This is a genomic window from Pseudomonas sp. WP18, from assembly GCF_036689585.1.
GTDB classification, from domain to species: domain Bacteria; phylum Pseudomonadota; class Gammaproteobacteria; order Pseudomonadales; family Pseudomonadaceae; genus Aquipseudomonas; species Aquipseudomonas chlororaphis_E.
This window is the reverse complement of sequence record NZ_CP144758.1, coordinates 4,477,454-4,503,054: the sequence shown is the minus strand read 5'-3', so window position 1 is coordinate 4,503,054 and position 25,601 is coordinate 4,477,454. Positions and strand designations below refer to the sequence as shown.

Here is a 25,601-nt window from a genome sequence, read left to right as displayed (position 1 = left end):
GTACTTCTTTCTTCCCTTCTTGGTGCGTAATCCGATATGAGTTCCGCTCTGTCCATCCGGCAGCTAACCAAAACCTACGGCAACGGTTTCCAGGCCCTGAGTGGTATCGATCTGGACGTCGCCGAAGGCGATTTCTTTGCCTTGCTCGGTCCTAACGGCGCCGGCAAATCCACCACCATCGGCATTCTTTCCACGTTGGTGAACAAGACCAGCGGCACGGTGAATGTCTTCGGCCATGACCTGGACCGCGAGCCCGCCGCCCTCAAGCGTTGCATTGGCGTGGTGCCCCAGGAGTTCAACTTCAACCAGTTCGAGAAGACCTTCGACATCGTCGTGACCCAGGCCGGTTACTACGGCATCCCGCCGAAGATCGCCAACGAGCGCGCCGAGCAGTACCTGACCCAGCTGGGGTTGTGGGACAAGCGCGACGTGCCGTCCCGTTCGTTGTCCGGCGGCATGAAGCGCCGCCTGATGATTGCCCGCGCGCTGGTGCATGAGCCACGCCTGCTGATCCTCGACGAACCGACGGCGGGGGTGGACATCGAGCTGCGTCGTTCGATGTGGACCTTCCTGACCGAGCTGAACCAGAAAGGCATCACCATCATCCTGACCACCCATTACCTGGAAGAGGCCGAGCAGTTGTGCCGCAACATCGGCATCATCGACCACGGCACCATCGTCGAGAACACCAGCATGCGGCAGTTGCTCGGCCAACTGCATGTGGAAACCTTTGTGCTGGACCTCAAGCACGACCTGAAGGCCGCGCCCCAGCTCACTGGTTACCCTGCGCGCCTGGTCGACAGCCATACCCTGGAGGTCCAGGTGGACAAGGCCGTCGGCATCACCGGGCTGTTCGGCCAGTTGGCCTTGCAGAACATCGAAGTGCAGAGCCTGCGCAACAAGACCAATCGCCTCGAGGAGTTGTTCGTGTCCCTGGTGGAGAAAAACCTGGCGAAGGTGGCGGTATGAGTTCCGAACTGCGCCCCAACCTGATTGCCCTCAATACCATCGTCTACCGTGAAGTGCGGCGCTTCATGCGCATCTGGCCGCAGACCCTGCTGCCGCCGGCGATCACCATGGTTCTGTACTTCGTGATCTTCGGCAACCTGATCGGCCGGCAGATCGGCGACATGGGTGGCTTCACCTACATGGACTACATCGTGCCGGGGCTGATCATGATGTCGGTGATCACCAACTCCTACGGCAACGTGGTGTCGAGCTTCTTCGGCAGCAAGTTCCAGCGTTCGATCGAAGAGCTGATGGTCTCGCCGGTCTCCCCCCACACGATCCTTATCGGCTACACCTTGGGCGGCGTCCTGCGTGGCCTGGCAGTGGGGTTGATCGTGACGCTGCTGTCGCTGTTCTTTACCCATCTGCAGGTGCATCACCTGGGGGTGACGGTCCTGGTGGTGGTGCTCACGGCGACGATCTTTTCGCTGCTGGGCTTCATCAACGCGGTGTTCGCGCGCAACTTCGATGACATCTCCATCATCCCGACGTTCGTGCTCACGCCGTTGACCTACCTGGGCGGGGTGTTCTATTCGATTTCCCTGTTGCCGCCGTTCTGGCAGACCGTTTCCCTGGCCAACCCGGTGCTGCACATGGTCAACGCCTTCCGCTACGGCATCCTGGGGGTTTCCGACATCAAGATCAGCATTGCGATCACCTTCATGCTGGTGGCCACTGTGGTGCTGTACATCGGTTGCTCGCGGTTGCTGGTCAGCGGGCGCGGCATGCGCACCTGACGTTCCCCTTGGGGAGCCAGCCTGCTCGCGAAGGCGTCAGCCAGCACGCCCCAAAAAAAGGGCCTCCAGCAATGGAGGCCCTTTTTTTGCCGGTCACATCCGGCTTTTCTTGCGCCGTTTCCACTGCCGGGTCACCCACCAGCGCCAGTAACTCATGGTGACGAAGTAGGCCAGGGCACCGAGCACCAGGCCGGTGACCACCGAACCGAGCAGGAACGGCTGCCACAACGTCGACAACTGGCCACTGATCCATTCCCAGGTCAGTTCTTCCGGCAGCGTCCGGGCAGGTACGTCCATCAGCCAGGCGCCGGTCTGGTAGGTGCAGAAGAACACCGCCGGCATGGTGATCGGATTGGTCAGCCACACCAGGCTTACGGCAATCGGCATGTTGCCGCGTACCGCGACGGCCAGTGCGGCAGCCAGCAGCATTTGCAAGGGAATGGGCAGGAATGCGGCGAACAGGCCGACGGCCATGGCGCGCGCGACGGAGTGACGGTTGAGGTGCCAGAGGTTGGGGTCATGCAGCAAGGTGCCGAGAAAGCGTAAGGATTTGTGTTCCCGGATGCTCTGCGGGTCAGGCATGTAACGTTTGAATAGGCGCCGGGGCATAAGGCTTCTCGGTCGGTTCAAAGCAGTAAGGCGGCAAGTATGTCCGGATTCTACGGTTGGCAGATTCAGACTTTGTGACAATTGATAACGCCCGGGGTGCCGCACAACGGCTAAGCCTTGAGAGGGCACTCTCAAGGACGGGTCATGCGCACAGGATTGGTCGCGCTTGCGCTGGGGCTGGTGGCCCCGGTTTTTTTCCCGGCGTTGCCGCCGCCGTGGCTGATGGTGGCGCTGCCGGTGCTGGCACTGATGGCCGTGCCGTTTCGAACCTACCCGCTGGGCTTCTTCCTGGGCGGATTGGCCTGGGCCTGTCTGTCGGCGCAGTGTGCGCTGGACGATCGGTTGCCTGCCGCGCTGGAGGGAGAAACCCGTTGGGTCGAAGGGCGTGTCGTCGGCTTGCCGCAATACAGCGACGGCGTGGTGCGCTTCGAACTGGCCGATGCCCATGGTCGTCGCGACCGGTTGCCGGCGTTGATGCGCCTCGCCTGGTTCGGTGGGCCGCCGGTCAGCAGTGGCGAGCGTTGGCGATTGGCGGTCAAGCTCAAGCGGCCCGCCGGGCTGCTGAACCCTCACGGTTTCGACTATCAGGCCTGGCTGTTGAGCCGGGGCATCGGCGCCACCGGAACCATCAAGGACTGTCGCCTGCTGCAGCCGGCTCAGGGCGCTTGGCGTGACGGGGTGCGCCAGGCGCTGGCGCGGGTCGATGCCCAGGGCCGCTCCGGTGCGCTGATGGCCTTGGTGCTGGGGGATGGTGCCGGGTTGAGCCGCGAAGACTGGCGGGTGTTGCAAGACACCGGCACGGTTCATCTGCTGGTGATCTCCGGGCAACACATTGGCCTGCTCGCCGGCCTGGTGTACCTGATGGTGGCGGGTGCGGCGCGCCATGGCCTGTGGCCGGCAAGGCTGCCATGGTTGCCTTGGGCCTGCGGCCTGGCCTTCATGGCGGCGCTGAGCTACGGCTTGCTGGCCGGGTTCGAGGTGCCGGTGCGGCGGGCCTGCGCGATGATCGGCCTGGTGTTGCTGTGGCGCTTGCGCTTCAAGCCTGCGGCCTCCTGGTGGGCCTGGTTGCTGGCGTTCGACGGGGTGCTGTTGTTCGATCCGCTGGCCTGCCTGCGGCCCGGATTCTGGCTGTCGTTCGCCGCCGTCGCGATCCTGATGTTCACCTTTGGCGGCCGCCTGGGGCCCTGGCGCTGGTGGCAGACCTGGACTCGCGCCCAATGGCTGGTTGCGCTCGGCCTGTGTCCGTTGCTGTTGATCCTGGGGCTGCCGGTGAGCCTCAGCGGGCCGCTGGCGAACCTGCTGGCGGTGCCCTGGATCAGCCTGCTGGTGCTGCCGCCGGCATTGCTCGGCACGCTGTTGTTGCCGGTGCCGTTCGTGGGCGAGGGCCTGCTATGGATCGCTGGCGGGCTGCTCGACGTATGGTTCAGGGGGCTGGCGTGGGTGGCCGGGCAACTGCCCGCCTGGACCCCGGCGGCGGTTCCGCCCTGGGCCTTGGGCATCGCCGCCCTCGGTGCGTTTGTGCTGCTGTTGCCCAAGGGCGTGCCGCTGCGTCTTTTGGGTTGGCCAATGTTGAGCTTGATGGTCTTTGCACCGCGGGAAAACCTGCCGCACGGGCAGGCCGAAATCTGGCAACTGGACGTGGGCCAGGGGCTGGCGGTGCTGGTGCGTACCCATGGCCATGCCCTGCTTTATGACGCCGGGCCACGCTGGGGCGACGCCGATGCGGGCGAGCGTGTCGTGCTGCCCACCTTGCGCAAGCTGGGGGTGCGCGAATTGGACCTGATGCTGCTCAGCCATGCCGATGCCGATCATGCCGGTGGTGCCCTGGCGGTGCGCAACGGGCTGCCCACCCGGCAACTGATCAGCGGCGATCCCGACGCGCTGCCCGAGGCGTTGCACGCCGGGCCTTGTGACAGTGGCCAGCGCTGGGAGTGGGACGGGGTCGGTTTCGCGCTGTGGCAATGGTCATCGGCCGAGGACAGCAACCAGAAGTCCTGCGTGTTGCGGGTGGAGGCGGGCGGCGAGCGCTTGCTGTTGACCGGCGACATCGACCGCCATGCCGAGCGCGCCTTGCTCGATGGCCCCCTGGCGGTGCCGATCCACTGGCTGGCCGCCCCTCATCATGGCAGCCGCAGCTCATCGTCGATGGCGCTGCTGGCACGTCTCAAGCCTCACTCGGTGCTGATTTCCCGCGGACAGGGCAATGCCTTCGGCCATCCACATCCCCAGGTGATGGCCCGTTACCGCCGGGCGGGGATGACGATCTACGACAGTGCCGAACAGGGTGCCATTCGTCTGCAACTGGGGGCCTTCGCCCGGCCGCGTACCGAGGCCGGGCATCGCCGCTACTGGCGTGATCCACTGCCCGCCGGCCACCCGGGCCGACATTGATCCAGCTCAAATGGGCAAGCGCCTATCGGCGAGTCGGGTCTTCCAAGGCGAGTCTGTGTGATAAAGTGGCGCACTTTTTCGAGGGGGCAGTCACTGTGTGGGAATTGGTCAAATCCGGCGGCTGGATGATGTTGCCGATCATTCTGAGTTCCATCGCGGCACTGGGTATCGTTGCCGAACGCCTGTGGACCCTGCGGGCCAGCCGTGTGACCCCGGAGCATCTGCTCGGGCAGGTCTGGGTCTGGATCAAGGACAAGCAACTGAACAAGGACAAGCTCAAGGAACTGCGCGCCAGTTCGCCCTTGGGGGAAATCCTCGCCGCCGGCCTGGCGAACTCCAAGCATGGTCGCGAGATCATGAAGGAGTGCATCGAGGAAGCCGCCGCCCGGGTCATCCATGAGCTGGAGCGCTACATCAATGCCCTGGGCACCATTGCCGCCATGTCCCCGTTGCTGGGCTTGCTGGGTACGGTGCTGGGCATGATCGATATCTTCAGCGCCTTCACCGGCTCCGGCATGACCACCAACGCCGCCGTGCTGGCGGGGGGCATCTCCAAGGCGCTGATCACCACCGCTGCCGGCCTGATGGTGGGTATTCCGTCAGTGTTTTTCCATCGCTTCCTGCAACGGCGCGTCGACGAGCTCGTGGTGGGCATGGAGCAGGAGGCCATCAAGCTGGTCGAGGTGGTGCAGGGCGACCGTGATGTAGACCTGGCCGGGGACAAGAAGTGAAATTCCGCCGCAAACCCCGGGAAAACATCGAGATCAACCTGGCGTCGCTGATCGACGTGGTGTTCATCCTGCTGCTGTTTTTCGTCGTGACCACCACCTTCACCCGGGAAACCCAGCTCAAGGTCGAATTGCCGCAGGCCGTCAGTGGCTCGCCGGCCGAGGACCAGCAGCTGAAGAACCTGGAAGTCACCATCAGCGCCGAAGGCGCGTTCTCGGTGAACAACCAGTTGCTGCCCAAGAGTGATTTGGCGAGCCTGATCGACGCCTTGCAGAAGGAGTCCGGCGGCGACACCAACCTGCCGCTGTCCATCAGCGCCGACGGCAAGACCCCGCATCAATCGGTGATCACCGCGATGGATGCGGCCGGCAAGCTCGGCTTCAGTCATCTGCGCATGACCACCGTCGAGGCGGCGCCCGCACCCTGATGGCCATGTCCGATCGTTTGCTTGCCGCCTGGTACCAGGGGCATCCGGCCCTGGCGCTGCTGCGGCCGTTGGAGTGGTTGTACCGGCGAGTGGTGGTGCGCAAGCGCGAGCGCTTCCTGGCCGGTGACGGCCCGATCTACCAGCCGCCCGTGCCGCTGGTGATGGTCGGCAATATCACGGTCGGCGGCACCGGCAAGACGCCCATGATCCTGTGGCTGATCCAGCATTGCCAGCGCAGCGGCCTGCGGGTTGGCGTGGTGAGCCGGGGCTACGGCGCCCAGCCGCCGCAATTGCCCTGGCGGGTCGAAGCCAGCCAGGGCGCCGACGTGGCCGGCGATGAGCCGCTGTTGATCGTCCAGCGCACCGGCGTGCCACTGATGATCGACCCGCAGCGCAGCCGCGCGGTCCAGGCGCTGTTGGAAACCGAACCGCTGGACCTGATCCTGTCCGACGACGGCATGCAGCATTACCGGATGGCCCGGGACCTCGAACTGGTGCTGATCGACAACGCCCGCGGCCTGGGCAACCGCCGGTGCCTGCCTGCCGGGCCGTTGCGCGAACCGGTCGAGCGCCTGCAATCGGTCGACGCCGTGCTGTACAACGGCGCTAGTGCGGATCGCGACGACGGCTTCGCCTTTGAACTGCGGCCCACCGCCCTGGTGAACCTGGCCAACGGCGAGCGGCGCGACCTCGACCATTTCCCGCCCGGCCAGGCGGTGCACGCAGTGGCCGGCATCGGCAATCCCCAGCGTTTCTTCAAGACCCTCGAAACGCTACACTGGCGACCCATACCGCACGGGTTTGCCGACCATGCCCAGTACAGTGCCCAGGCCCTGGACTTCTCGCCTGCGCTGCCATTGGTCATGACGGAAAAGGACGCGGTCAAATGCCGCGCCTTCGCCGGCCCGCACTGGTGGTACCTGGCGGTGGATGCTGCGCCGTCGCCGGCCTTCGCGGCCTGGTTCGACACCCAGCTGATGCGCCTGTTGCCGGATCGCCTTTTGCCTTAAACACCTTTTACCCAAGGGAATTTCCATGGACACCAAACTGCTCGATATCCTGGCCTGCCCGGTCTGCAAGGGTCCGCTCAAGCTCAGCGCCGACAAGACCGAACTGATCAGCAAGGGTGCTGGCCTGGCCTATCCGATTCGTGATGGCATCCCGGTGATGCTCGAAAGCGAAGCCCGCACCCTGAGCACCGACGAGCGCCTGGATAAATGACCACCGCCTTCACCGTTGTCATCCCATCGCGCTTCGCCTCGACGCGCCTGCCCGGCAAACCGTTGCTGGCGATCGCCGGCAAGCCGATGATCCAGCATGTCTGGGAACAGGCTTGCAAAAGCAGCGCCCAGCGCGTGGTGGTGGCGACTGACGATGCACGCATCGTCGAGGCCTGCAAGGGGTTTGGCGCCGAGGTCGTGCTGACGCGCGAGGACCACAACTCCGGCACCGATCGCCTGGCGGAAGTCGCGGTGAAGCTGGGTCTGGAACCGGAAGCCATCGTGGTCAACGTGCAGGGTGACGAGCCTTTGATCCCGCCCAGCGTGATCGATCAGGTCGCCGCCAACCTCGCGGCCCACACCGAGGCGCGCATGGCGACCCTGGCCGAGCCGATTGAGGATGTGCAAGCCCTGTTCAACCCCAACGTGGTCAAGGTGGTCAGCGACCTCAACGGCCTGGCCCTGACCTTCAGCCGCGCGACATTGCCATGGGCCCGCGATGCATTCGCCCAGAGCCGCGATGTGATGCCCGAAGGCGTCCCGTACCGTCGCCACATCGGCATCTATGCCTACCGCGCCGGCTTCCTCCAGGACTTCGTCGCCTGGGGCCCATGCTGGCTGGAAAATACCGAGGCGCTGGAGCAATTGCGTGCCTTGTGGCATGGCGTGCGGATCCATGTCGCCGATGCGCTGATCGCCCCGCCGACCGGTGTCGACACCCCGCAAGACCTCGAACGCGTTCGTCGCCTGCTGGAGGTCTGATGCGGGTCCTGTTCGTCTGTCTCGGCAATATCTGTCGTTCGCCCACCGCCGAAGGCATCCTGCGGCACAAGTTGCGCGAGGCCGGGCTGGCCGGCCAGGTCGAAGTCGCCTCTGCCGGTACCGGCGACTGGCATGTCGGCAAGGCCCCGGACAAACGCAGCCAGGCCGCTGCCTTGCGCCGGGGTTACGACTTGTCGGCCCAGCGGGCCCAGCAGGTGACTCGCGCCGACTTCGCCGCCTATGACCTGATCCTGGCCATGGACAACAGCAACCTGCGCAACCTCAAGGCCCTGCAACCGGCCAACGGCAGGGCCGAGCTGGACCTGTTCCTGCGCCGCTACGAAGCGGAACTGGACGAGGTGCCGGACCCGTACTACGACGGCGAACAGGGCTTCGAGCAGGTGCTGGACTTGATCGAGCAGGCCACCGATCGCCTGGTGATCGAATTGAAGGGACGGTTATGACCTTGCAGATACAGGCCGGCGTCAGCCTCAAACCGTTCAACAGTTTCGGCGTCGATGTGACGGCGCGCCTGTTCGCCGAGGCCCACGACGATGGCGATGTCCGCGAGGCCCTGGCCTATGCCCGTGAGCACGAGGTGCCGCTGCTGGTGATTGGCGGCGGCAGCAACCTGCTGCTGACCGGTGACATTGACGCCCTGGTGCTGCGCATGGCCAGCCAGGGGGTTCGCTTGCTCAGCGATGACGGCGAGCGGGTGGTGGTCGAAGCCGAAGCCGGGGAGCCCTGGCATCCCTTCGTCCAGTACACGCTGGCGCAGGGCTGGTCGGGCCTGGAAAACCTCAGCCTGATCCCCGGCACCGTTGGCGCGGCCCCGATGCAGAACATCGGCGCCTATGGCGTGGAGATCAAGGACGTGTTTGCCGGCCTCACGGCGCTCGACCGCCATACCGGCCAGCAACGCGAGTTCAGCCTCGAAGAGTGTCGTTTCGCCTACCGCGACAGCCTGTTCAAGCAACAGGCCGGGCGCTGGTTGATCCTGCGGGTGCGTTTTGCCCTCAGTCGCGCCGCCCACCTGCACCTGGAATACGGTCCGGTCCGCCAGCGGTTGACCGAGCAAGGCATCGACCAGGCAACGCCCATGGATGTGAGCCGGGCGATTTGCAGTATCCGCAGCGAAAAACTCCCGGACCCGGCGGTGCTGGGGAACGCCGGCAGTTTCTTCAAGAACCCGCTGGTGCCGGCCGAGCACGTTGCGCAACTCAAGGTGCAGTACCCGGACCTGGTGGCTTATCCACAGCCCGAAGGGCAGATGAAAATCGCCGCCGGGTGGCTGATCGAGCGGGCCGGCTGGAAAGGTTTTCGCGAGGGCGACGCCGGAGTGCATGCGTTGCAGGCGCTGGTGCTGGTCAACTATGGCGCCGCCACGGGGCCGCAACTGCTGGACTTGGCCCTGCGTATCCAGAAGGACATCGCCGAGCGGTTCCAGGTCGAGCTGGAAATGGAACCCAACCGGTACTGAACCTGTCATTTGTAATCATCTGAAAACGCCCTGTCCCATCGCGCACATGGATCATTTGTGCAGGATTGTGCAGGGCGTTTTGCGTGATCCTGGGTTAATTTAGCCTCCAACCGATGCGACCATTGCATCTGCAAGGCCCCGTGCAGACGCCTGTGTGCGTGTGCATAAGAGAGCCCAATAGCCTGAGCCAGTCTGCGGTACCCGAACCGTTCCCCACGCGGCAGATTGCTCGACCCCATAACCCGACCACTATGCGGGCGTGCCCATGATTACCCTGAAACTCAATGGAAAAGACCATCAACTGGATGTGACCGAGGACATGCCGCTGCTCTGGGCGATCCGCGATGTCGCTGGCTACAACGGCACCAAGTTCGGCTGCGGCATGGGCCTGTGCGGCGCGTGCACCATCCACATCGACGGCGCCCCGGCGCGCAGTTGCATCACCCCCATCGGCTCGGTGCAGGGGCAGGCCATCAGCACCATCGATGCGCTGCACGCCGACCCGGTCGGGCAGGTCGTCCAGCAGGCCTGGCTCGATACCGCCGTGGCCCAGTGTGGTTACTGCCAGGGTGGGCAGATCATGTCCGCGACGGCCTTGCTCAAGAGCAACCCCAACCCCAGCGATGAGCAGATCGAGGAGGCTATGGTCGGCAACATCTGCCGGTGCGGCACCTACAACCGGATCAAGACCGCCATTCGCCAAGCCTCCACCCACCTGAAGGAGGCCAAGGCATGAGCCGCTTGCCCAAGGATTTTGTGCTGAGCAATCTCAGCCGTCGCGGTTTCCTCAAGGGCGCGAGCGCCACTGGTGTACTTGTGCTGGCCGCCAGTTGGGGCTTGCCGGATGCCTTTGCCGAGGACAAGAAGTTCGGTGCCGAAGGCATGCCCCATGGCGTGATCGACGACCCGAAGGTGTACGTGAGCATTGCCGCCGACGGCAGCGTGACGGTGATCTGCAATCGTTCGGAAATGGGCCAGGGTGTGCGCACCAGCCTCAGCATGGTGGTGGCCGATGAACTGGACGCCGACTGGGCCTTGGTGAAGGTGCAACAGGCGCCGGCCGATGAAGCGCGTTTCGGCAACCAGGACACCGATGGCTCGCGCAGCATGCGGCATTGGTACGAGCCGATGCGTCGCTGCGGAGCCGCCGCGCGAACCATGCTGGAGCAGGCCGCTGCCGCGCAGTGGGGCGTTGCGGTGACTGAATGCCGGGCGCAACTGCATAAAGTGTTGCACCAGCCGTCCGGTCGGGAGTTGGGTTATGGCGCGCTGGCCGCTGCCGCCAGCGCCTTGCCGGTGCCGGCCCGGGACAGCTTGCGCCTCAAGCAGGCGTCGGAGTTTCGCTACATCGGCAAACAAGCGAGCCGGGCTATCGATGGTGCGGACATCGTCAATGGTCGCGCGGTGTTCGGTGCCGATGTGCATTTTGAGGGCATGCTCTACGCCGTCGTGGCCCGTCCGCCGGTCTATGGCGGCAAGGTCAGGACCGTGGACAGCAGCGCGGCGCTGAAAGTACCCGGCGTGGTCAAGGTGGTGGCCATCGAAGGGCGCCCGTTGCCCTCGGAATTCCAGCCCCTGGGCGGCGTGGCGGTGGTGGCGAAGAACACTTGGGCGGCGATCAAGGGCCGTGAAGCGCTGAAAATCGAGTGGGACGATGGGCCGAACGCCGGCTATGACTCCATTGCCTATCGCAAGGAGCTGGAAGCGGCGGCGCTCAAGCCCGGCAAGGTCGTGCGCAGCAGCGGCAACCTCGACGACGCGCTGGCCAAGGCCGACTCGACCCTGGAAGCGGCGTATTACCTGCCGCACCTGTCCCAGTCACCGATGGAGCCGATGGTCGCGGTCGCTCGCTTCAAGGACGGCCAGTGCGAAGCCTGGGCGCCGAGCCAGGCCCCGCAGGTGACGCGCGAGCGCATCGCCGAGCGCCTGGGCATTGGGTTCGACAAGGTCACGGTGAACATCACGTTGCTGGGCGGCGGTTTCGGCCGCAAGTCCAAGCCGGATTTCGTCGTTGAGGCCGCGGTGCTGGCCAAGGAGTTTCCCGGCCAGGCGATCCGGGTGCAATGGACCCGCGAGGACGACATCCATCATTCGTATTTCCACACCGTATCGGCCGAGTACCTCAAGGCCGGCCTGAACCAGGACGGCCTGCCGTCCGGCTGGCTGCACCGCACCGTGGCGCCGAGCATCACCGCGTTGTTCGCGCCGGGAATGACCCACGAAGCACCGTTCGAGATAGGCATGGGCGTGACCAACATGGCCTACGCCGTGCCGAACATGCGCATGGAAAATCCCGAGGCGACGGCCTACGCCCGGGTGGGCTGGTACCGCTCGGTGTCGAACATCCCCCACGGGTTCGCGATCCAGAGTTTCATCGACGAGCTGGCCCACAAGGCGGGCCAGGATCCGCTGAAGTACCAGCTCAAGCTGCTCGGCCCGGACCGCAAGATCGACCCGCGCACCGTGAGTGATGAGTGGAACTACGGCGAATCGCCCGACCGTTATCCCATCGACACGGCGCGGATCCGCACCGTGCTGGAAACCGCGGCGAAGGCCGCCGGTTGGGGCCGCAAACTGCCCAAGGGTCGGGGTCTTGGCCTGGCGGTGCACTACAGCTTTGTCACCTATGTCGCCGCGGTGATCGAGGTAGAGGTCAAGGACGACGGTACGGTGATCGTGCACAAGGCGGATATCGCGGTGGACTGCGGCCCGCAGATCAACCCCGAGCGGATTCGTTCGCAGTTCGAAGGGGCCTGCGTCATGGGCCTGGGGAACGCGATGGTGGGGGAGATCAGCTTCAAGGACGGCAAGGTCCAGCAGGACAACTTCCACATGTACGAGGTGGCGCGCATGTCCCTGGCGCCCAAGGAGGTGGCAGTGCACCTGGTGACACCGCCAGGCGAGGTGCCGCTGGGTGGCGTCGGTGAACCGGGTGTGCCGCCGATTGCGCCGGCGCTGTGCAATGCGCTCTTTGCTGCTACCGGCAAGCGCATTCGCAGCTTGCCCGTGCGTTATCAGTTGCAGGGTTGGCAGCAGGCCAGTGCCTGATGGACAGCGTTGATCTGAATGTCCTGCGCAGCGTGCTCCAATGGCGCCGCGCCGGGCAGCGAGTGGTGTTGTTCACGGTGGTCCAGACCTGGGGCACCGCGCCGAGGCCGCCGGGGGCGATGCTGGCCCTGCGCGAAGATGGCGTGGTGATCGGCTCGGTGTCGGGCGGTTGTGTCGAAGATGACTTGATCGCTCGGCTGCACGACGGTCGCATACCGGCGGACGGTCCGCCGGTGCAGATGATCACGTATGGCGTCACGCGTGAAGAAGCGGCGCGCTTTGGCCTGCCGTGCGGAGGCACCCTGCGCTTGACCGAGGAACGGGTCGGCGACCCTGAATGGGTCGCCGAATTGCTGCGACGTTGCGATGCCCACGAAATTGTCGCCCGCCAGTTGAATATCGCCGACGGCCAGGTGACGTTGACGCCGGCCGATAAGACTGACGCGCTGGTTTTCGACGGCCAGGTGCTGCGGGCCATTTATGGTCCGCGCTGGCGTCTGCTGTTGATCGGTGCCGGACAACTGTCGCGCTACGTGGCGGAAATGGCCCGCTTGCTGGATTTTGAAGTGCTGATCTGCGACCCGCGCAAGGAATTCGTCTACGGTTGGGAAGAGCAGCATGGACGCTTCGTCCCGGGGATGCCCGACGAAGCCGTGTTGAATATCCGGACCGACGAGCGCACGGCCATTGTCGCCCTGACCCATGACCCGCGCCTGGACGACATGGCTTTGCTCACGGCACTGGATTCCAGGGCGTTTTATGTCGGTGCCCTGGGGTCGCGCGTCAACAGTCAGAAGCGCCGGGATAACCTGGCTCAGCTAGGCTTGTCTGAGGAAGCCATCGAGCGACTGCATGGGCCGATCGGCTTGCACATCGGCAGCCACACCCCGGCGGAAATCGCCGTGTCGCTGTTGGCTGAAATCGTGGCGATCAAGAATGGCGTCGAACTGCGTCAGAAAAAACCGCTGTAGGTCGCAGGCAAGGAGGGCGTATGCAGGATTCCATTGGGGTGATCATTCTCGCCGCCGGGGCGGGCAGTCGGTTCCGCCAGGCAGCGGGCCCGGATAAGGACAAGCTGCTGGCTGACTGTACAGGGCGGGACGGCGGCGTGCGCTCGGTGATCGAGCAGGTGCTGGTGAATCTGCCGGCCCATCTGGACAAGCGCGTGCTGGTGACCCGCGAAGACCGTCACCAGACCGTGCGCATGGCCCAGGCCTACGGGTGCGATTGCGTGGAACTGGATTCCCCCGGCCTCGGTGACAGCATTGCCGCCGGTGTCCAGGCCTGCCCGGACCTTGGCGGGTGGCTGATGGTGCTGGGGGACATGCCGTTCATCCTGCCAGCGAGTATCGAACAGGTGGCAGCCGGGATCCGCGAGGATGGCATCAGCGTGCCGGTTTTTGCAGGAGAGTATGGACACCCGGTAGGGTTCGGCCGGGCGTTCGCTTCAAAGCTGATGGCATTGACCGGAGACCGTGGCGCCAAGGCCTTGTTTGCCGGGGCGCGAGTGGTTGAAGTGCCGGTGGATGATCCGGGCGTGACCTGGGATATCGACGTACCCGAAGCGCTGGTTTTCAAGTAACAGTCGACATACATCAATCCACAAGGGCCGTTGTGCCGAACGCAGATTTTATGCTTCCTAAGATCCAAGGTAGGAGCGAGCTTGCTCGCGAAGGCGGCGTTACAGTCAACCACCCTGCACGCTGACCCATCGCTTTCGCGAGCAAGCTCGCTCCCACAGGTTGAAGGGGCGGTTGTTCAAGTCCGGCAGCGTTTGATTGCGGCGGGACAAGGCATAAAAAAGCCCCGCCGGGCATGACCGGGCGGGGCTTTTTACTGGGCGCTGGAATCAAGCGTGAGGTTTAGGCTCGTGCTCTTTTTCCAGGGCTTCAGTGTGACGCGGGGCGACTTCTTCAGCGCTGTGAGGCGCTTCGTCGATCACTGGAGTCGATTCAGCCGGGGCCGATTCAGCGACGGTTTCAGCGGCCGGGGCTGGTGCCTCGACGATTTCCACGACCGGCGCAGGCTCGGCGGCAGGCGCTTGAGCAGCGGCAGCGGCAGCTTGTTCGGCTTCCTTCTGCAGACGCTCGGCTTCACGCTTGCGGCGACGCACTTCACGTGGATCGTTCGGTGCACGGCCGTTTTCAGTCAAGGCGCTGGCAGGTGCCGGCTCTTGCACGGGGGCGGGCGCCGGGGCGACCACGGGTGCTTCGACCACTGGCGCTGCCTCGACCACGGCAGGCTCGATCGCCTTCACTGGCTCTGGCGTCGGCTCTGGCTCGACCACCGGTGCCGAAGCGGCTGGCTCGGCGTTCCAGTTGAACGCGGTTTGCTCTTCGCGCACCGGCTCCGCTGCTTGTTCGACAGCGGGGGCTTCAACGGCCGGTTCAGCGGCAACCACAGGCTGCTCGACGACTGGTGCAGGCTCGGCGGCGACTGGCGTTTCTGGTTGGGATTCAACCGCCGGGGCGACTTCCACTTCCGGTGCAGCGACTGCTTCTACCGGCGTGGTGGCTTCAACCACGGGCGCTTCAGCAACCGAGGCGCTTTCCACGGCAGCGGTGGCGCGTTCGGCCTGCTGGTGAGCCTCGGCTTCGGCGTTGGCACTGATGGCGCTGCTGGCAACGGCCGCGGTCACGGCCAGGCCGGCAGCCAGGTCGGCAGCGCTTGGGGCCGGGGCGTTCTCGGTGGATTCGGACTCTTCCGAACCTTCGATCACGTTGCCGTTGGCGTCGCGCTGACGCTCACGACGGTTGCTGCGACGACGCTGGCCACGGGAACGGCGGCGTGGACGATCGCCTTCGGCGGTGTCCTGGCCATCTTCCTGCAGTTGCTCTTCGGCGTTCAGCACTTCTTCTTCGCTGGCCGCGGCGGCGGCCTGCTCGGCACGTGGCTGACGCTCTTCGCGTGGAGGACGCGGTGCGCGCTCTTCACGAGGCTGGCGGGCCGGACGCTCTTCAGTCGGGGCGGCGGCAGCCGGGGCGGCATCCAGTGGCTCACGCAGCTCGCGCACGCGTTCTTCACGCTCGCCACGTGGCTTGCGGTCTTCACGAGGTGCGCGCGGCTGGCGCTCTTCACGCGGCGGACGCGGTGCGCGTTCTTCGCGGGCTACGGCGGGTGCGTCCTCACGCAGTTCGCGCGGCTGGCGCTCTTCACGTGGGGCGCGCTCTTCACGCGGTGCACGCTCTTCGCGTGGGGCGCGTTCTTCACGAGGGGCACGTTCTTCACGCGGCTTGCGCTCTTCGTCGCGACGACCGTTGCGGTTGCGGGTCTGCTGGCGACCGTTGCGGCGTTCCTCGTTGCGGGCAGGGCGCTCGGGTGCGGCAGGCTTGGCAACGACGGCCGGTGCGGCGGGCTCTTCCTTGGTGGCGAACAGGCTGACCAGCGACTTCACCAGGCCTTTGAACAGGCTTGGCTCCGGCGCGGCGGCCGGTGCGGCAACCGGGGCAACCACTTCGGTCGGCACCGGAGCGTTGGCGCGAGCCGGTGCAGTCTTGACCGCGGCTTCCTGGCGAACCAGGGTGCGGGTGGCGGCGGCCGGCTGGACGTCTTCCACTTCGGCAGCGGCAGCGGCGATTTCGTAGCTGGACTGGTTGGTGTGGGCTTCCGGGCTGTCATCGCGCAGGCGTTGCACTTCGAAATGCGGCGTCTCGAGGTGATCGTTCGGCAGGATGACGATACGGGCGCGGGTGCGCAGTTCGATCTTGGTGATCGAGTTGCGTTTTTCGTTGAGCAGGAACGCGGCCACCGGGATCGGCACCTGGGCACGCACTTCGGCGGTGCGGTCCTTCAGGGCTTCTTCTTCGATCAGGCGCAGGATTGCCAGGGACAGCGACTCGACGTCACGGATGATGCCGGTGCCGTTGCAGCGTGGGCAGACGATGCCGCTGCTTTCGCCCAGGGATGGACGCAGGCGCTGACGAGACATTTCCAGCAGGCCGAAGCGCGAGATGCGACCGACCTGGACGCGGGCGCGGTCGGCTTCCAGGCACTCACGGACTTTTTCTTCCACGGCGCGTTGGTTCTTGGCCGGGGTCATGTCGATGAAGTCGATGACGATCAGGCCGCCGATGTCGCGCAGGCGCAATTGACGGGCGATTTCCTCGGCCGCTTCAAGGTTGGTCTGCAGGGCGGTTTCTTCGATGTCGCTGCCTTTGGTGGCGCGGGCCGAGTTGATGTCGATGGACACCAGGGCTTCGGTCGGGTCGATGACGATGGAGCCGCCGGACGGCAGTTCGACGACGCGCTGGAAGGCGGTCTCGATCTGGCTTTCGATCTGGAAACGGTTGAACAGCGGTACGCTGTCTTCGTAGAGCTTGATCTTGCTGGCGTACTGCGGCATCACCTGGCGAATGAAGGTCAGGGCTTCGTCCTGGGCTTCGACGCTGTCGATCAGCACTTCGCCGATGTCCTGGCGCAGGTAATCGCGGATGGCGCGGATGATCACGTTGCTTTCCTGGTAGATCAGGAACGGCGCGGAGCGATCCAGCGAGGCTTCTTTGATGGCGGTCCACAGTTGCAGCAGGTAGTCGAGGTCCCACTGCATCTCTTCGCTGCTGCGGCCCAGGCCGGCAGTGCGCACGATCAGGCCCATGTCGGCGGGGGCGACCAGGCCGTTGAGGGCTTCACGCAGTTCGTTGCGCTCTTCGCCTTCGATGCGACGCGAGATGCCGCCGGCGCGCGGGTTGTTCGGCATCAGGACCAGGTAACGGCCGGCCAGGCTGATGAAGGTGGTCAGGGCGGCGCCCTTGTTGCCACGCTCTTCTTTCTCGACCTGGACGATGACTTCCTGGCCTTCGCTCAGGACGTCCTTGATGTTGACGCGGCCTTCAGGGGCCTTCTTGAAGTATTCGCGGGAGATTTCTTTGAGGGGCAGGAAGCCGTGGCGCTCGGAGCCGAAATCGACAAAGGCAGCCTCAAGGCTTGGTTCGATGCGAGTGATCCGGCCTTTATAGATGTTGGCCTTCTTCTGCTCGCGTGCACCGGATTCGATATCCAGGTCGTAGAGGCGCTGGCCGTCTACCAGTGCAACACGCAACTCTTCGGGTTGAGTTGCGTTAATCAGCATTCTTTTCATGTAGTACCGTCGGTTTCCGGGCTGCCGGAAACGGCGTTCGGCACACACGACTTCTCACGGTCGGTGTCAGGTGCGTCCTGGAAGTGGCAGTGCCACCCCAGTGTCCAGCGAGTTCGACCCAATGATGGCGAAGTCGCGACGGACGCGTCCTGCTTGCTGGTACTCAAGCACTCAGTCAGGAGGAGGAATCAACCGACGCCTGTGGACGAGATGAAGCGTCTAAATATAAGCCTAGTGCTACACAGTCCGACGGTTGTACATCTCCACCCTACACGTATCCCTGATAATTCGGGTGCTGCCGCGCGCAGAATCCGCAGCGGGTTGGCATTTACCGTGAGCTCCGAAAGGGGAGGTCACGCATCATGGCTAATTTAGGCGTTGTTTCCGAAGCTCTCGCTCGGGGTCGTTCGTAGCTGACTGCACTTTGTGAACTGGCCGTGAATGTGGCGCGCAAGGCGAGTCAGAACTCTGCTTTGCGGCGTATTTCAGGCCTCATGTCACCTGCGCTCGTTACACCTGCAAACTCTACCGTTCGTAGCGAAAGCCCCGTAGGACGGCCTCTCGTCCTCGTGAATTGCGTTGGTCAGGGCCGGTTTTTGACCGTTAGTCCGCTGTCCAGCCACTTTTGGCGGCGTTCGCGACTATAGCAGCAATGATTAAGTGCTTCAATTCCATAAAAAATTGTTATGATCGCCGCCATGACAACGACTGCCCCCTCGACCCCAGGCGTTCAACTGCTTGAGGTCTCGCCGGAATATGCCGGCCAACGAATCGATAATTTCCTGCTGGCCCGGCTCAAAGGCGTGCCCAAGACCTTGATCTACCGCATTTTGCGTAAAGGCGAAGTGCGGGTGAACAAGGGACGGATCAAGCCCGAATACAAGCTCCAGGCCGGTGATGTCGTGCGCGTGCCGCCCGTCCGGGTGCCCGAGCGCGATGAGCCGGTGCCCCTGGCCCAAGGCCTCTTGCAGCGCCTCGAAGCCTCGATTGTCCATGAAGACAAAGCCCTGATCGTGATCAACAAGCCCGCAGGCATTGCGGTTCACGGTGGCAGCGGGCTGAACTTCGGTGTGATCGAAGCCTTTCGTCAGTTGCGTCCGGATGCCAAGGAGTTGGAGCTGGTCCATCGCCTCGACCGCGACACCTCCGGTCTGCTGATGATCGCCAAGAAACGCAGCATGTTGCGGCATTTGCACGAGCAACTGCGCGGCGATGGCGTCGATAAGCGCTACATGGCCCTGGTGCGCGGGCGTTGGGAGACGTCCGTCAAGCAAGTGCGTGCACCGTTGCTCAAGAGCAACCTGCGGTCCGGCGAACGCATGGTCGAGGTCAATGAAGAGGGTAAGGAGGCCTTGACCGTGTTCAAGGTGCTGCGCCGCTTCGGTGACTTCGCCACGATGGTCGAGGCCAAGCCAGTGACCGGTCGCACCCACCAGATTCGTGTCCACACCCTGCATGCCGGGCATAGCATCGCCGGTGACAGCAAGTACGGAGATGAGGATTTCACCAAGGAAATCCGCGAACTGGGCGGCAAGCGCCTGTTCCTTCACGCCTACATGCTCACTGTGCCGTTGCCCGATGGCAGTGAGCTGAAATTGCAGGCCCCTGTGGATGAGATGTGGGCCAAGACCGTGGAGCGGTTGAGTGCATCCTGATTACAAGCTACTGATCTTCGATTGGGATGGCACGCTGGCGAACTCCATCGATCGGATCGTGGAGGCGATGCATGCCGCCTCGGATCGCATGGGGTTCGTGCGGTGCGACGACAGTGCCGTCAAGGGCATCATCGGCCTGGGATTGCCGGAAGCCATCCGCAGCCTTTATCCGGAGATCGACGACGCTGCGTTGCCGGTTTTTCGTCAGCACTATGCCGACCACTATATAGCGCTGGAGGCCGAGCCTTCGCCGTTGTTCGATGGCGTGGCGGATACCCTGCATGCCCTGCGCGCCGAAGGTTATCGCCTGGCCGTGGCGACCGGCAAGGCTCGTCGCGGGCTGGACCGGGTGCTCAAGTCCCATGGCTGGGACGATTATTTCGATATCACCCGCGCCGCCGATGAAACTGCCAGCAAGCCGCACCCTCTGATGCTTGAGCAGATCCTGGCGCATTGCAACATGCGCCCGGAGCAAGCGCTGATGGTGGGCGACTCGTCGTTCGACCTGCAAATGGCGCGCAATGCCGGCATGGGCTCGGTGGCGGTCAGCTACGGGGCTCAGTCGATCGAGGCGCTGAGGGCATTCGAACCACGGTTGGCCATTGATCATTTTCCTGAGTTGCACGCCTGGCTGAGCCGGCGGGCCCATTAAGTTTGCTGGGGAACCACGCATGACCGATGAATGGAAGGCACCTGCCAAGGCGAGCGTCGAGGGCGGGGATGACAAAAGCTGGAAGCTGTTGGAAAAGACCCTGTTGGCCAGCGTGCAGGAACAGCGTCGCTCCCGTCGCTGGGGCATTTTCTTCAAGTTACTGACGTTTACCTATCTCTTTGTGGCATTGGCGCTGTTCACGCCGCTGATGGACATGGAGAAAAGCGCTGTCAGCGGCTCGGCCTATACCGCGCTGATCGACATCGAAGGCATGATCGCCGACAAGGAGCCCGCCAGCGCGGACAATATCGTCGGCAGTCTGCGAGCCGCGTTCGAGGATCCGAAGGTCAAGGGCGTGGTGCTGCGCATCAACAGCCCTGGCGGCAGCCCGGTGCAGTCGGGCTACGTTTATGACGAGATCGTGCGGTTGCGCGGGTTGCACCCGGATATCAAGGTGTACGCGGTCATTTCCGATCTCGGGGCATCCGGCGCCTATTACATCGCCAGTGCGGCGGACCAGATCTACGCCGACAAGGCTAGCCTGGTGGGCTCCATTGGTGTGACGGCGGCCGGCTATGGCTTTGTCGGGACCATGGAAAAGCTGGGCGTGGAGCGTCGGGTGTACACCTCTGGTGAGCACAAATCGTTCCTTGACCCGTTTCAGCCGCAAAAGCCGGAAGAAACCGCTTTCTGGCAGGGTGTGCTCGACACCACTCATAAGCAATTCATCGCCAGCGTCAAGAAAGGCCGGGGCGAGCGCCTGAAGGACAAGGAGCATCCCGAACTGTTCTCCGGGCTGGTCTGGTCGGGGGAGCAAGCGCTGCCACTGGGCCTAATCGATGGCCTGGGCAGTGCCAGCTCGGTAGCACGTGATGTCATCGGTCAGAAAGACCTGGTGGACTTCACTGTCGAAGAGTCGCCGTTCGACCGCTTCTCGAAAAAGCTGGGGGCCAGCATCGCCGAGCACTTGGCGATGTGGATGGGCTTTCAAGGGCCGACGCTGCGCTGATTGGCGTGCGCTGTCTCATGGGGTGAGGGGATAAACCCCCTCGCCACAGGTTCAGTGTCTGCCGGGGGCTGATGAATCAGGGGATTTGCACACCCTCGGCCAGCAGCATGTCCACCAGGCGAATCAGCGGCAGGCCGACCAGGCTGGTGGCATCAGGGCCTTCGGTGCTCTGGAACAGGCTGACGCCAAGCCCTTCCGCCTTGAAGCTGCCGGCGCAATCATAAGGTTGTTCGATCCGCAGGTAGCGTTCGACGCGCGCCGCGTCCAGCGTGCGCATATTGACGGTGAACGGAACACAATCGACCTGGCAGGCTCCGGTCTGGCTGTTGAGCAGCGCCAGTCCCGTCAGAAAGGTGACCTGGGTGCCGCTGGCGGCGAGCAGTTGTTCGCGGGCGTTTTCGAAGGTGTGTGGTTTGCCGAGGATGCGCTCGCCAAGCACCGCCACCTGGTCCGAACCGATGATTAGGTGGGCTGGGTGGCTGCCGGCCAGTGCCTGGGCTTTTTCCCGGGCCAGGCGTTGGACCAGTTCGTGCGCCGACTCGCCGGGGCGATGGCTTTCGTCGATGTCGGGGGCGCTGCAGACGAACGGCAGCCCCAGGCGGGCGAGCAGTTCGCGCCGATAGATCGAGCTGGAGGCAAGTAATAAAGGCAGCATGGGCATCTCCGATAGGCAGGGGCGAATTCTAGCGAGGCGCGCAAGTGACGGACAGGGCTGAATTTCCTTTGACATGGCAGGGTGTATCCCTATAATGCTGCGCCTATGTTGAATGACCCGATTCCACCTCACGTTGACCCGCGCAAATTGGCTGACCGTGGCACCACCCTCCAGGGTGAACTGCTGCTGGCCGATTTGAAGAGACTCTGCGACCCGCTTTCCGACGACGTCGGTACGGTCCAGGCTAAATTCGTTTTTGAACGAGATGAACGTAAATCTGTGGTGATCCACAGCTTTATCGACACTGAAGTCAAAATGGTTTGCCAGCGTTGTCTTGAGCTGGTCACCCTGCCGATCCACAGCGAATGCAGTTACGCCGTGGTGAAGGAGGGTGCGAATACCCAGTCGTTGCCGAAAGGTTATGACGTGCTGGAACTGGGCGAAGATCCATTGGATCTGCAGTCACTGATCGAGGAGGAGCTTCTGCTCGCCTTGCCCATTGTGCCTGCTCATCATCCGGAAGAATGCCAGCAGCCGGCGGGAGCAGATGAGCCCGAACCGAGCGAGGACGAGGTAACGCGGTCCAACCCGTTCAGTGTATTGGCGCAGTTAAAGCGTGACCCAAACGTTTAGGAGTTAATCAATTATGGCTGTTCAGCAGAACAAAAAATCCCGCTCTGCCCGTGACATGCGCCGTTCGCACGACGCTCTCGAGGCTAGCACCCTGTCTGTAGAAAAAACCACTGGTGAAGTTCACCTGCGTCACCACGTATCGCCAGAAGGCGTATACCGTGGTCGTAAAGTGATCGACAAGGGCGCTGACGAGTAATCCTTGTCCGCTCAAGTCATCGCGATTGACGCAATGGGCGGGGACTTCGGTCCCCGCAGCATTGTTCAGGCCAGCCTTGCTTGTCTGAATGCTACGCCCTCGCTGCACCTGACCCTCGTCGGTCAACCCTCCCTCCTGGAAGACATGCTCAACGGCCAATCGGCTGTCGATCGCGCGCGCCTGACGATTACCCCGGCGTCCGAAGTCATCACCATGGACGAAAAGCCGGCGCAAGCCTTGCGCGGCAAGCCCGACGCCTCGATGCGGGTGGCCCTTGAGCTGCTGCGCGATGGTAAGGTTCAGGCCTGTGTCAGTGCAGGAAACACCGGTGCATTGATGGCGCTGTCACGTTATGTGCTCAAGACCCTTCCTGGTATCGACCGGCCGGCGATGGTGGCGGCGATCCCGACCCAGCGCGGTTTCTGTCAACTGCTCGACTTGGGAGCCAACGTCGATTGCAGTGCCGAGCATCTGCTGCAGTTTGCCGTGATGGGCTCGGTCGCGGCGCAGACCCTGGGCATCGCGCGCCCACGGGTGGCGCTGCTGAACATTGGCACCGAAGACATCAAGGGCAACCAGCAGGTCAAGCTGGCGGCCACCCTGCTGCAAAACGCCCGGGGCATCAACTACATCGGTTTCGTCGAAGGCGATGGCGTGTACCGCGGCGAGGCGGACGTGGTGGTTTGTGACGGCTTTGTCGGCAACATCCTGCTTAAATCCAGCGAAGGCCTGGCAACGATGATCAGCGAGCGCATCGAAGCACTGTTCAGGCAAAGCCTGGCCTCGCGCGTGGTGGGCGCCCTGGCGTTGCCCTTGATGCGCCGGTTGCAGGCCGACCTGGCGCCGGCTCGGCATAACGGCGCCAGCTTTCTCGGATTGCAGGGCATTGTGATCAAGAGCCACGGCTCGGCGGGCGTGCAGGGGTTTCAGAGTGCGATCAATCGCGCGGTGATCGAGATCCAGGAGAACCTTCCCGAGCGCCTGCATGGTCGCCTCGAAGATTTGTTAACTTAGGCGTTTTCTTCCGACAATGCTTAAATGTGACCGGCTGGTTCAACCGGCCATCCAACTGTCAGTTTCCTAGCGCCTCCAGGGGCGTCACTTTCTGACGACAAGATCATTAGGGGCTTTGTTTTCATGTCTGCTTCCCTCGCATTCGTCTTTCCAGGACAAGGTTCGCAGTCCCTCGGCATGCTGGCCGAGCTGGGCGCGCAATACCCGCTGATCCTTGAAACATTCAAAGAAGCTTCCGATTCCCTTGGCTATGACCTGTGGGCGCTGACCCAGCAGGGACCGGAAGAACAGCTCAATCAAACCGATAAGACCCAGCCGGCCATCCTTACCGCCTCGATCGCGCTTTGGCGCCTGTGGCTGGCTGAAGGCGGTGCGCGTCCGGCATTCGTCGCGGGTCACAGCCTGGGCGAATACAGCGCCTTGGTAGCCGCCAGCAGCCTGAGCCTCGGCGAGGCCGTCAAGCTGGTGGAGCGTCGTGGTCAACTGATGCAGGAGGCCGTTCCGGCCGGACAGGGCGGCATGGCCGCGATCCTGGGCCTGGAAGATGCCGATGTGCTGGCTGCCTGTGCCGAAGCGGCGCAAGGTGATGTGGTCAGCGCGGTGAACTTCAACTCGCCGGGCCAGGTGGTGATCGCCGGTGCAAAGGCGGCAGTCGAGCGCGCCATCGAAGGTTGCAAGGCCCGTGGTGCCAAGCGCGCCATGCCGTTGCCGGTCAGCGTGCCATCGCATTGCGAGCTGATGCGTCCGGCCGCCGAGCGCTTTGCCGAGTCTATCGCGGCCATCGATTGGCAGGCGCCGCAGATTCCCGTGGTGCAGAACGTCAGCGCCGGCGTGGCGGCGGACCTCGAGACGCTCAAGCGTGACCTGCTGGAACAGCTCTACAAGCCGGTTCGCTGGGTCGAGTCGGTACAGACCCTGGCCGCCAAGGGCGCCACTGAACTGGTTGAATGCGGCCCTGGCAAAGTGCTTGCTGGCCTGAATAAACGCTGCGCCGAAGGCGTGTCGACTTCCAACCTCAATACCCCAGACGCTTTCGCTGCCGCCCGCGCAGCGCAGGCCTGAACAGGAGAAGCTTGCATGAGTCTGCAAGGTAAAGTTGCACTGGTGACCGGTGCAAGCCGTGGCATCGGCCAGGCCATCGCCCTGGAACTGGGTCGCCAAGGCGCCATCGTCGTGGGCACCGCGACCTCCGCCGCGGGCGCCGAGCGCATCGCCGCGACCCTGAAGGAACATGACATCCAAGGTACCGGCCTTGAGCTGAACGTCACCAGTGACGAATCCGTTGCGGCCGTGCTGGCCAGCATTCAGGAGCAGTTCGGTGCACCGGCGATCCTGGTCAATAATGCCGGCATCACCCGCGATAACCTGATGATGCGCATGAAAGATGACGAATGGTTCGACGTTGTCGATACCAACCTGAACAGTCTGTACCGGCTGTCCAAGGGCGTGTTGCGTGGCATGACCAAGGCTCGTTGGGGCCGAATTATCAGTATCGGTTCGGTTGTGGGTGCCATGGGCAACGCAGGCCAAGTAAACTATGCTGCGGCGAAAGCCGGCCTGGAAGGCTTCAGCCGTGCACTGGCGCGTGAAGTGGGTTCGCGGTCGATTACGGTAAACTCGGTGACTCCGGGTTTCATCGACACCGACATGACCCGCGAACTGCCGCAAGCGCAACGTGAAGCCCTGCAGACGCAGATTCCGCTGGGTCGTCTGGGGCAAGCTCAAGAAATCGCGTCCGTGGTCGCTTTTCTTGCGTCGGACGGTGCGGCATACGTGACCGGGGCTACAATCCCGGTGAACGGCGGGATGTACATGAGTTAAATGTGACGGATTGCTTCAAAAAAATGTCATACGAGCTGTCTAAAATCCGTTATAAAGCTGCAATCAATTTATAGACAGCGGGCCACAGGGTTTGAGGAGTGAAGCTTTCGGTTGAAAAACCGAAAAGTTCTTCTATACACTTACCCACTGGCCAGCTGCCTGAATTTGTCCATTAGGAGTGAAAACAAGGTATGAGCACCATCGAAGAGCGCGTCAAGAAAATCGTTGCCGAGCAACTGGGCGTTAAAGAAGAAGAAGTTGTGAACACCGCTTCCTTCGTTGAAGACCTGGGTGCCGACTCCCTTGACACCGTTGAGCTGGTGATGGCTCTGGAAGAGGAATTCGAGACCGAGATTCCTGACGAAGAAGCTGAGAAGATCACTACTGTACAAGCTGCTATCGACTACGTTACCAGCCACCAGGCGTAATCGTTTTTAGTCGTTGCTCGCTGTCATGGAAAAACCGCACTGCCATAACG

General features: G+C 63.3%; 26 protein-coding genes. 23 read left to right on the top strand and 3 right to left on the bottom strand.

Going from position 1 to position 25,601, the window contains the following annotated elements:
• Window positions 1–36: 36 nt before the first annotated feature.
• Together V5F23_RS19805 and V5F23_RS19800 are read left to right on the top strand one after the other, a co-directional pair.
• Window positions 37–969 (top strand): ABC transporter ATP-binding protein, encoded by a 933-nt coding sequence (locus V5F23_RS19805; protein WP_042728804.1) that lies wholly within the window; start codon window positions 37–39, stop codon window positions 967–969.
• Window positions 966–1,745: an ABC transporter permease gene (locus tag V5F23_RS19800; protein ID WP_042728805.1), complete on the top strand. Its 780-nt coding sequence runs from the start codon at window positions 966–968 to the stop codon at window positions 1,743–1,745. Before V5F23_RS19805 ends, V5F23_RS19800 begins: the two co-directional genes overlap by 4 nt.
• A 93-nt stretch (window positions 1,746–1,838) precedes the next feature.
• Here the strand turns inward: V5F23_RS19800 and V5F23_RS19795 are convergent, their stop codons facing one another.
• Window positions 1,839–2,354: a DUF2062 domain-containing protein gene (locus tag V5F23_RS19795; RefSeq protein ID WP_042728806.1), complete on the bottom strand. Its 516-nt coding sequence runs from the start codon at window positions 2,352–2,354 to the stop codon at window positions 1,839–1,841.
• A 144-nt stretch (window positions 2,355–2,498) separates the two neighbouring features.
• Here V5F23_RS19795 and V5F23_RS19790 point away from each other — a divergent pair, with 144 nt between their 5' ends.
• The 12 genes from V5F23_RS19790 to V5F23_RS19735 all read left to right on the top strand — a co-directional run bounded on the left by V5F23_RS19790 (window position 2,499) and on the right by V5F23_RS19735 (window position 13,993).
• Window positions 2,499–4,745, top strand: a complete 2,247-nt coding sequence (locus V5F23_RS19790) for a DNA internalization-related competence protein ComEC/Rec2 (protein WP_338496216.1) — start codon at window positions 2,499–2,501, stop codon at window positions 4,743–4,745.
• Between the two features lie 95 nt (window positions 4,746–4,840).
• Complete coding sequence (locus V5F23_RS19785) at window positions 4,841–5,476, top strand: MotA/TolQ/ExbB proton channel family protein (RefSeq protein WP_161796100.1); 636 nt, start codon at window positions 4,841–4,843, stop codon at window positions 5,474–5,476.
• Window positions 5,473–5,901, top strand: a complete 429-nt coding sequence (locus V5F23_RS19780; protein WP_042728809.1) for a biopolymer transporter ExbD — start codon at window positions 5,473–5,475, stop codon at window positions 5,899–5,901. The genes V5F23_RS19785 and V5F23_RS19780 overlap by 4 nt, the downstream gene beginning before the upstream one ends.
• Window positions 5,901–6,911 carry a tetraacyldisaccharide 4'-kinase gene (lpxK, locus tag V5F23_RS19775; RefSeq protein WP_212802889.1) on the top strand — a complete coding sequence of 337 codons (1,011 nt, stop codon included), beginning with the start codon at window positions 5,901–5,903 and terminating at the stop codon, window positions 6,909–6,911. Before V5F23_RS19780 ends, lpxK begins: the two co-directional genes overlap by 1 nt.
• 25 nt (window positions 6,912–6,936) lie before the next feature.
• Window positions 6,937–7,122 (top strand): Trm112 family protein, encoded by a 186-nt coding sequence (locus V5F23_RS19770; protein WP_042728811.1) that lies wholly within the window; start codon window positions 6,937–6,939, stop codon window positions 7,120–7,122.
• On the top strand, window positions 7,119–7,883 hold the full coding sequence (kdsB, locus tag V5F23_RS19765; protein ID WP_212802888.1) for a 3-deoxy-manno-octulosonate cytidylyltransferase: 765 nt from the start codon (window positions 7,119–7,121) through the stop codon (window positions 7,881–7,883). Before V5F23_RS19770 ends, kdsB begins: the two co-directional genes overlap by 4 nt.
• Window positions 7,883–8,347 carry a low molecular weight protein-tyrosine-phosphatase gene (locus V5F23_RS19760; RefSeq protein WP_042728813.1) on the top strand — a complete coding sequence of 155 codons (465 nt, stop codon included), beginning with the start codon at window positions 7,883–7,885 and terminating at the stop codon, window positions 8,345–8,347. The genes kdsB and V5F23_RS19760 overlap by 1 nt, the downstream gene beginning before the upstream one ends.
• Entirely contained in the window at window positions 8,344–9,363 is a 1,020-nt protein-coding gene (gene murB, locus V5F23_RS19755) for a UDP-N-acetylmuramate dehydrogenase (RefSeq protein WP_047736431.1), read from the top strand. Before V5F23_RS19760 ends, murB begins: the two co-directional genes overlap by 4 nt.
• A gap of 265 nt (window positions 9,364–9,628) precedes the next feature.
• Entirely contained in the window at window positions 9,629–10,099 is a 471-nt protein-coding gene (locus tag V5F23_RS19750; RefSeq protein ID WP_042728815.1) for a (2Fe-2S)-binding protein, read from the top strand.
• A complete protein-coding gene (locus tag V5F23_RS19745) occupies window positions 10,096–12,411 on the top strand; it encodes a xanthine dehydrogenase family protein molybdopterin-binding subunit (RefSeq protein WP_212802887.1) in 2,316 nt (771 codons plus the stop codon). The genes V5F23_RS19750 and V5F23_RS19745 overlap by 4 nt, the downstream gene beginning before the upstream one ends.
• Window positions 12,411–13,382: an XdhC family protein gene (locus tag V5F23_RS19740; RefSeq protein WP_042728817.1), complete on the top strand. Its 972-nt coding sequence runs from the start codon at window positions 12,411–12,413 to the stop codon at window positions 13,380–13,382. The genes V5F23_RS19745 and V5F23_RS19740 overlap by 1 nt, the downstream gene beginning before the upstream one ends.
• Before the next feature lie 20 nt (window positions 13,383–13,402).
• The gene (locus V5F23_RS19735) at window positions 13,403–13,993 is read left to right on the top strand and encodes a nucleotidyltransferase family protein (protein WP_042728818.1); all 591 of its coding nucleotides are present in this window, start codon (window positions 13,403–13,405) and stop codon (window positions 13,991–13,993) included.
• Window positions 13,994–14,260: 267 nt separating this feature from the next.
• Here V5F23_RS19735 and rne read toward each other — a convergent pair whose 3' ends face one another.
• Complete coding sequence (gene rne / locus V5F23_RS19730) at window positions 14,261–17,488, bottom strand: ribonuclease E (protein ID WP_338496198.1); 3,228 nt, start codon at window positions 17,486–17,488, stop codon at window positions 14,261–14,263.
• 698 nt (window positions 17,489–18,186) lie between these two features.
• On the opposite strand from rne, the gene rluC reads away from it, so the two are divergent.
• From rluC to V5F23_RS19715, 3 genes are read left to right on the top strand one after another with little or no spacing between them, the layout of a single operon-like run.
• Window positions 18,187–19,143, top strand: a complete 957-nt coding sequence (rluC, locus tag V5F23_RS19725) for a 23S rRNA pseudouridine(955/2504/2580) synthase RluC (protein ID WP_042728826.1) — start codon at window positions 18,187–18,189, stop codon at window positions 19,141–19,143.
• Entirely contained in the window at window positions 19,133–19,795 is a 663-nt protein-coding gene (locus V5F23_RS19720; protein WP_123578337.1) for an HAD-IIIA family hydrolase, read from the top strand. Before rluC ends, V5F23_RS19720 begins: the two co-directional genes overlap by 11 nt.
• 19 nt (window positions 19,796–19,814) lie before the next feature.
• On the top strand, window positions 19,815–20,804 hold the full coding sequence (locus tag V5F23_RS19715; RefSeq protein ID WP_338496194.1) for a S49 family peptidase: 990 nt from the start codon (window positions 19,815–19,817) through the stop codon (window positions 20,802–20,804).
• 76 nt (window positions 20,805–20,880) lie between these two features.
• On the opposite strand, the gene V5F23_RS19710 is transcribed toward V5F23_RS19715, so the two are convergent.
• Window positions 20,881–21,459 carry a nucleoside triphosphate pyrophosphatase gene (locus V5F23_RS19710; RefSeq protein ID WP_047736425.1) on the bottom strand — a complete coding sequence of 193 codons (579 nt, stop codon included), beginning with the start codon at window positions 21,457–21,459 and terminating at the stop codon, window positions 20,881–20,883.
• Window positions 21,460–21,564: 105 nt separating this feature from the next.
• Between V5F23_RS19710 and V5F23_RS19705 the strand changes: the two genes are divergently transcribed.
• The 6 genes from V5F23_RS19705 (at window position 21,565) to acpP (ending at window position 25,551) form a co-directional block, all read left to right on the top strand.
• Window positions 21,565–22,092, top strand: a complete 528-nt coding sequence (locus V5F23_RS19705; protein WP_003204262.1) for a YceD family protein — start codon at window positions 21,565–21,567, stop codon at window positions 22,090–22,092.
• A 13-nt stretch (window positions 22,093–22,105) separates the two neighbouring features.
• Window positions 22,106–22,288, top strand: a complete 183-nt coding sequence (rpmF, locus tag V5F23_RS19700) for a 50S ribosomal protein L32 (protein WP_003179396.1) — start codon at window positions 22,106–22,108, stop codon at window positions 22,286–22,288.
• A 3-nt stretch (window positions 22,289–22,291) separates the two neighbouring features.
• The gene (plsX, locus tag V5F23_RS19695) at window positions 22,292–23,302 is read left to right on the top strand and encodes a phosphate acyltransferase PlsX (protein ID WP_080922030.1); all 1,011 of its coding nucleotides are present in this window, start codon (window positions 22,292–22,294) and stop codon (window positions 23,300–23,302) included.
• 123 nt (window positions 23,303–23,425) lie between these two features.
• A complete protein-coding gene (gene fabD, locus V5F23_RS19690; protein WP_338496191.1) occupies window positions 23,426–24,364 on the top strand; it encodes an ACP S-malonyltransferase in 939 nt (312 codons plus the stop codon).
• 15 nt (window positions 24,365–24,379) lie between these two features.
• Entirely contained in the window at window positions 24,380–25,123 is a 744-nt protein-coding gene (fabG, locus tag V5F23_RS19685) for a 3-oxoacyl-ACP reductase FabG (RefSeq protein ID WP_042728825.1), read from the top strand.
• A gap of 191 nt (window positions 25,124–25,314) precedes the next feature.
• On the top strand, window positions 25,315–25,551 hold the full coding sequence (acpP, locus tag V5F23_RS19680; protein ID WP_003175607.1) for an acyl carrier protein: 237 nt from the start codon (window positions 25,315–25,317) through the stop codon (window positions 25,549–25,551).
• The last annotated feature ends 50 nt before the right edge of the window (window positions 25,552–25,601 follow it).